Source organism: Streptomyces sp. NPDC057654 (assembly GCF_042800135.1).
GTDB lineage: Bacteria > Actinomycetota > Actinomycetes > Streptomycetales > Streptomycetaceae > Streptomyces.
Map to the genome: position 1 here is coordinate 1 of NZ_JBHVHQ010000624.1, position 5,155 is coordinate 5,155.

Below are 5,155 nucleotides of genomic sequence, written 5' to 3' on the forward strand. Positions count from 1 at the left end.
AGGCCGACGAGGGCCACGCCTTCGACGGCGGCGAGCGCCGCCGCCGCGGTCAGCCGGGCCGGTCGCGGACCGGCCGGCGCGGGGGCTGGGGCGGCGTTGGGGCTCTGCTTGGGACTCACCCTTGCAGGGTAGCCCGCCGGGCCCGTGAGCGGCCCGCCAGGGAGTGGGCCGGGCCGGGTTCCGTACGGGGCCGGGAGCGGGCTGCGGGGGCCGTGGTGGACGATCCGGGAGACAGGGTGGGAGATGGGCCAGGAGCGGGACGCATACCCCCAGGTAGGTAGTCTGGCGCCCATGCGCGCGCTTCTCGTGGTCAATCCGTCGGCAACCACCACCAGTGCCCGCACCCGCGATGTCCTGGTGCACGCGCTCGCCAGCGACCTGAAGCTGGAGGTCGCGACCACCGAGTACCGGGGCCACGCCCGCGATCTCGCGCGCCGGGCCGCCGAGGACGGCAACACCGGCCTCGTGGTGGCGCTCGGCGGCGACGGCACGGTGAACGAGGTCGTCAACGGCCTGCTGAGCGGCGGGCCGGATGTCTCGGGCCTGCCGCGGCTCGCCGTGGTCCCCGGCGGTTCCACCAATGTTTTCGCCCGCTCGCTGGGGCTGCCCAACGACGTCGTCGAGGCGACCGGCGCGCTGCTGAACGCGCTGCGCGAGGGCACCGAGCGCACGGTGAGTCTGGGGCTCGCGACGGGAACTCCGGGCACGGACGACGAGGGAGTTCCGGAACGCTGGTTCACTTTCTGTGCGGGTCTGGGATTCGACGCCGGAGTCATCGGGCGGGTGGAACAGCAGCGTGAGCGCGGCAAGCGTTCGACCCATGCCCTGTACGCACGACAGGTGATGCGGCAATTCCTCGGCGAGGCGAACCGCCGGCGCGGCACGATCACCCTCGAACGGCCGGGCGAGGATCCGGTCGAGGATCTCGTCGTATCGATAATCTGCAACACCTCGCCGTGGACCTATTTCGGCAACCGGCCGGTTTACGCGAGCCCTGAGGCGTCCTTCGACACCGCCCTTGACCTGCTGGCTTTCACCCGGCTGTCCACTCCGTCGGCCGCCCGCCACATGACGCAGCTGATGACGTCAACGCCGGAGCGCGGCCCGCGCGGGAAGCATGTGGTGGGGCTGCACGACTTGACGGCCTTCACCTTGCATTCCCAGGTTCCACTGCCGTTCCAGATGGACGGCGACCACCTGGGACTGCGAACGAGTGTGACGTTCACAGGCGTACGCCGGGCACTGCGTGTGATTGTGTGAGTGGTAGGGGCTAAAGTCCTTCCACTCGAACGTTTAGGCTGGGTTCCACCCCCTGGAAGTACGGCTGTGACCTAGCCGACACCGAGGAATCCAAAAAAACTTTCCGGAAGGGGTTGTATCCGTCGCCGAGGTTTGCGACTCTCTTCATGGCGATCGGGACGGCCGCTCATCACCGGCCCCCTTGAGAGCCCGAACCCCCTCCTCTTTTCTAGGACCACACGCGTTCTTTCGACGTGGCGTCGGCCCTTCATTCGCGGGGGGATTCGTGAAAGCGTTCACATTCACAAGCGACGTAACCGCAATACGAGGAGAGGTAGCAGCCATGGACTGGCGTCACAACGCCGTTTGTCGTGAGGAAGACCCGGAGCTGTTCTTCCCCATCGGCAACACCGGTCCTGCGCTGCTGCAGATCGAGGAAGCCAAGGCCGTCTGCCGCCGCTGCCCCGTCATGGAGCAGTGCCTGCAGTGGGCGCTTGAGTCCGGCCAGGACTCCGGCGTCTGGGGTGGCCTCAGCGAGGACGAGCGCCGCGCAATGAAGCGCCGCGCCGCCCGCAACCGGGCGCGTAACGCTACCGCCTGACGACGCCCCTCGGCCCCCGAGCCGCAGCGCGCAGTACCCCCGATGCGCACAGCAACGTGAGTTGTGGAGCCCCGGACCGTATCCACGGTCCGGGGCTCAGTGCTGTTCGCTGATAAACAATCAGTGCTTGTCGCCGCGGACCGGGATGTCGAGGATGACGCGCGTGCCGCGCTCCGGCGCGGGCACCATGTCGAACTTCCCGTTCAACTCGCCCTCCACCAGGGTCCGTACGATCTGGAGGCCGAGGTTCCCGGCGCGCTGCGCGTCGAAGCCCGGCGGCAGCCCGCACCCGTCGTCCTGCACGGTGACCCGCAGCCGGGACTCCTCGCGCGCGGCGGCACGCACCGCCAGCACCTCGACCGTGCCCTGCTCCCCCGGCCCGAAGCCGTGCTCCAGCGCGTTCTGGAGGACCTCGGTGAGCACCATGGACAGCGGGGTGGCGACCTCGGCGTCGAGGACGCCGAAGCGGCCGGTGCGGCGGCCGGTGACCTTGCCCGGGGCGATCTCGGCGACCATGGCCAGCACCCGGTCCGCGATCTCGTCGAACTCCACCCGCTCGTCCAGATTCTGGGACAGCGTCTCGTGCACGATCGCGATCGAGCCGACCCGGCGGACGGCCTCCTCCAGCGCCTCCCGCCCCTCCCCCGAGCCGATCCGGCGGGCCTGGAGGCGCAGCAGCGCGGCGACGGTCTGGAGGTTGTTCTTCACCCGGTGGTGGATTTCCCGGATGGTCGCGTCCTTGGTGATCAATTCGCGTTCGCGACGGCGCAGTTCGGTGACGTCGCGCAGCAGTACGAGCGAACCGATGTGGTTGCCCTTCGGTTTGAGCGGGATGGCGCGCAGTTGAATGACGCCGTCGTCGCCCTCGACCTCGAACTCGCGCGGCGCCCAGCCGCTGGCGAGCTTGGCGAGCCCCTCGTCGACGGGGCCGCGGGCGGGCGCCAACTCGGCGGTGGCCTCGCCCAGGTGGTGGCCCACGAGGTCGGCGGCGAGGCCGAGCCGGTGGTAGGCGGAGAGGGCGTTGGGGCTGGCGTACTGCACGATGCCGTCGGCGTCGAGGCGGATCAGGCCGTCGCCGGCGCGTGGCGAGGCGTCCATGTCGACCTGCTGGCCGGGGAAGGGGAACGCCCCGGCGGCGATCATCTGGGCGAGGTCGGAGGCGCTCTGGAGGTAGGTCAGCTCCAGCCGGCTCGGGGTCCGTACGGTCAGCAGGTTGGTGTTGCGGGCGATGACGCCCAGCACCCGGCCCTCGCGCCGGACCGGGATGGACTCGACGCGTACGGGCACCTCCTCGCGCCACTCCGGGTCGCCCTCGCGGACGATCCGGCCCTCGTCGAGCGCGGCGTCCAGCATGGGCCTGCGGCCGCGCGGCACCAGGTGGCCGACCATGTCGTCCTGGTACGAGGTGGGGCCGGTGTTGGGCCGCATCTGGGCCACGGAGACGTACCGCGTGCCGTCGAGGGTGGGCACCCACAGCACGAGATCGGCGAAGGAGAGGTCGGAGAGCAGCTGCCACTCGGAGACCAGCAGATGCAGCCACTCCAGGTCGGAGTCGCCGAGGGCGGTGTGCTGGCGGACCAGGTCGTTCATGGAAGGCACGGCTGCGAGCGTACCCGCGTTCCCCCGAAAGCCCGTTTCGGGCGGTAACGGCGGCCCGTCGAAGGACCCGCCGTAAGGCCCGTCGTAAGGCCCGTCGGGGCGCCTGTCGCCGGGCGGGGGATTCTTCCGTGTCCGGGGCCTCATTACTTCGTCCTACGCATAGACAGCGGCGAATGGTCTAGTCCACAATGGAGTGGTAAAGCCTCCGCTCTCCCCGCACAGGAGGGCGGATCGAGGACCGTGGCGCTCTCTGCCCTGACCGCGTCCCGGACCTCAGTCGGCCTCTCCGGCCGCGGGGCCCGCACACCTCGCGCCACCGGTCCGGCCGATGTCTGCTCCGGGCTGCGGTGCCGGTCGGGTTGAGGGTCCCGTCCTGGCGCCGCGGCCCGAAGTGTTTTCCGCCCCCGGAGCCCCGTACGACGACGCAGGCCCCTCACCCGGCGCGGGTGAGGGGCCTGTCGTACGCGCGTGGCGCCTCAGCGGGTCTCGGTGACCTTCGCCAGGGCGCGCGGGGCGTCCGGGTCCTGACCGCGGGCGATGGTGACCTCGTAGGCCAGCAGCTGGAGCGGGAGGATCTCCAGGATCGGCTGGAGCTCCTCGGGCACGCCGTCCGTCGGCAGGGCGAAGCCCGCGGACGCCTTGGCGACCTCGGCCTCACTGCCGATGACGACGAGGTCCGCGCCGCGGCCGCGGAGCCGCTCCAGGACCGGCTGGAGCGCCTCGCCGCCCTTGCCCTCGGTGACGATGGCGATGACCGGCGAGATGGCGTCGATCATGGCGAGCGGGCCGTGCAGCAGGTCCGCGCCGGAGTAGGAGAGCGCCGGGATGTAGCTGGTCTCCATCAGCTTCAGCGCGGCCTCCTTCGCGGTCGGGTAGCCATAGCCGCGCGAGGTCAGCACCATCCGCTCCGCGAAGCGGTAGCGGCCGGCGAGCTGCTTGACCTCCGCGCCGCGCGCCAGGATCTGCCGCGCCAGCTCGGGCAGCGCCTTGGCGTCCGCGCCGTCGCCGCCGTGCAGCCCCTCGACGAAGAGGTAGAGGGCCAGCAGCTCGGCGGTGTACGTCTTGGTGGCGGGGAGCGCCTTCTCCGGGCCGGCCAGCACGTCGATGTGGAACTCGGAGACCGCCGCGAGCGCCGAGTCGGCGTTGTTGGTGACCGCCAGGGTGATCGCGCCGGCCTCGCGGGCCGCCTTGGTGGAGGCCACCAGGTCCGGCGAGCCGCCGGACTGGCTGACCGTGATGACCAGCACGTCCGTGAGGTCCGGCTGGGCGCCGTACGCCGTCGTCGTGGACATCGAGGTGAGGCCGCACGGAATGCCGAGCCGCACCTCCAGCAGGTACTTGGCGTACAGCGCCGCGTTGTCGGAGGTGCCGCGCGCGGTGAGGAGCACGAACCGCGGCTTCTTCGCGGCGACGGCCTCGGCGATCTCCCGGATCTTCGGCCCGCCCTCGTCGAGGAGGCGGCGCAGCACGGCGGGCTGCTCGGCGATTTCGCCGGACATGATCCGGCCCGGCTGCTCGCTGTGCCGATCGGGAGTCGTGGCGGACATGCTGGGTGCCTCCAAATGGCTGTGTTGCGTACGAACCGCAGACCTCAGCGACCGGCGCCGTTGCCGGTGATGACCTCCGCGGCGGCCCGTCCGCAGACGCGGGCGGCCCCATGAGTCGCGATGTGCGGCGCTCCGGCCGGCGGCGCCTGGGGCACGCCCATCTCGACGA

General features: G+C 70.9%; 4 protein-coding genes and 1 pseudogene. 2 read left to right on the forward strand and 3 right to left on the reverse strand.

All coding sequences use genetic code 11. From position 1 onward, the window contains the following. Positions 1–291 precede the first annotated feature (291 nt). Together ACFU99_RS32180 and ACFU99_RS32185 are read left to right on the forward strand one after the other, a co-directional pair. Positions 292–1,260, forward strand: coding sequence for a diacylglycerol/lipid kinase family protein (locus ACFU99_RS32180; protein ID WP_384398752.1), 969 nt, complete (start codon positions 292–294; stop codon positions 1,258–1,260). A gap of 322 nt (positions 1,261–1,582) precedes the next feature. Continuing rightward, positions 1,583–1,840 (forward strand): WhiB family transcriptional regulator, encoded by a 258-nt coding sequence (locus tag ACFU99_RS32185; RefSeq protein ID WP_004937597.1) that lies wholly within the window; start codon positions 1,583–1,585, stop codon positions 1,838–1,840. A gap of 120 nt (positions 1,841–1,960) precedes the next feature. Here ACFU99_RS32185 and ACFU99_RS32190 read toward each other — a convergent pair whose 3' ends face one another. The 3 genes and pseudogenes from ACFU99_RS32190 to ACFU99_RS32200 all read right to left on the reverse strand — a co-directional run. Continuing rightward, the gene (locus ACFU99_RS32190) at positions 1,961–3,430 is read right to left on the reverse strand and encodes a sensor histidine kinase (RefSeq protein ID WP_384398756.1); all 1,470 of its coding nucleotides are present in this window, start codon (positions 3,428–3,430) and stop codon (positions 1,961–1,963) included. Between the two features lie 485 nt (positions 3,431–3,915). Further along, positions 3,916–4,986, reverse strand: a complete 1,071-nt coding sequence (locus ACFU99_RS32195) for an SIS domain-containing protein (protein WP_384398754.1) — start codon at positions 4,984–4,986, stop codon at positions 3,916–3,918. Positions 4,987–5,030: 44 nt separating this feature from the next. Beyond that, positions 5,031–5,155, reverse strand: a pseudogene (locus ACFU99_RS32200) (sugar hydrolase); the annotation flags it as partial.

Coding starts and splice junctions, on each gene's coding strand:
- ACFU99_RS32180 (WP_384398752.1), top strand. CDS start 292: ATGCGCGCGCTTCTCGTGGTCAATCCGTCGGCAACCACCACCAGTGCC.
- ACFU99_RS32185 (WP_004937597.1), top strand. CDS start 1,583: ATGGACTGGCGTCACAACGCCGTTTGTCGTGAGGAAGACCCGGAGCTG.
- ACFU99_RS32190 (WP_384398756.1), bottom strand. CDS start 3,430: ATGAACGACCTGGTCCGCCAGCACACCGCCCTCGGCGACTCCGACCTG.
- ACFU99_RS32195 (WP_384398754.1), bottom strand. CDS start 4,986: ATGTCCGCCACGACTCCCGATCGGCACAGCGAGCAGCCGGGCCGGATC.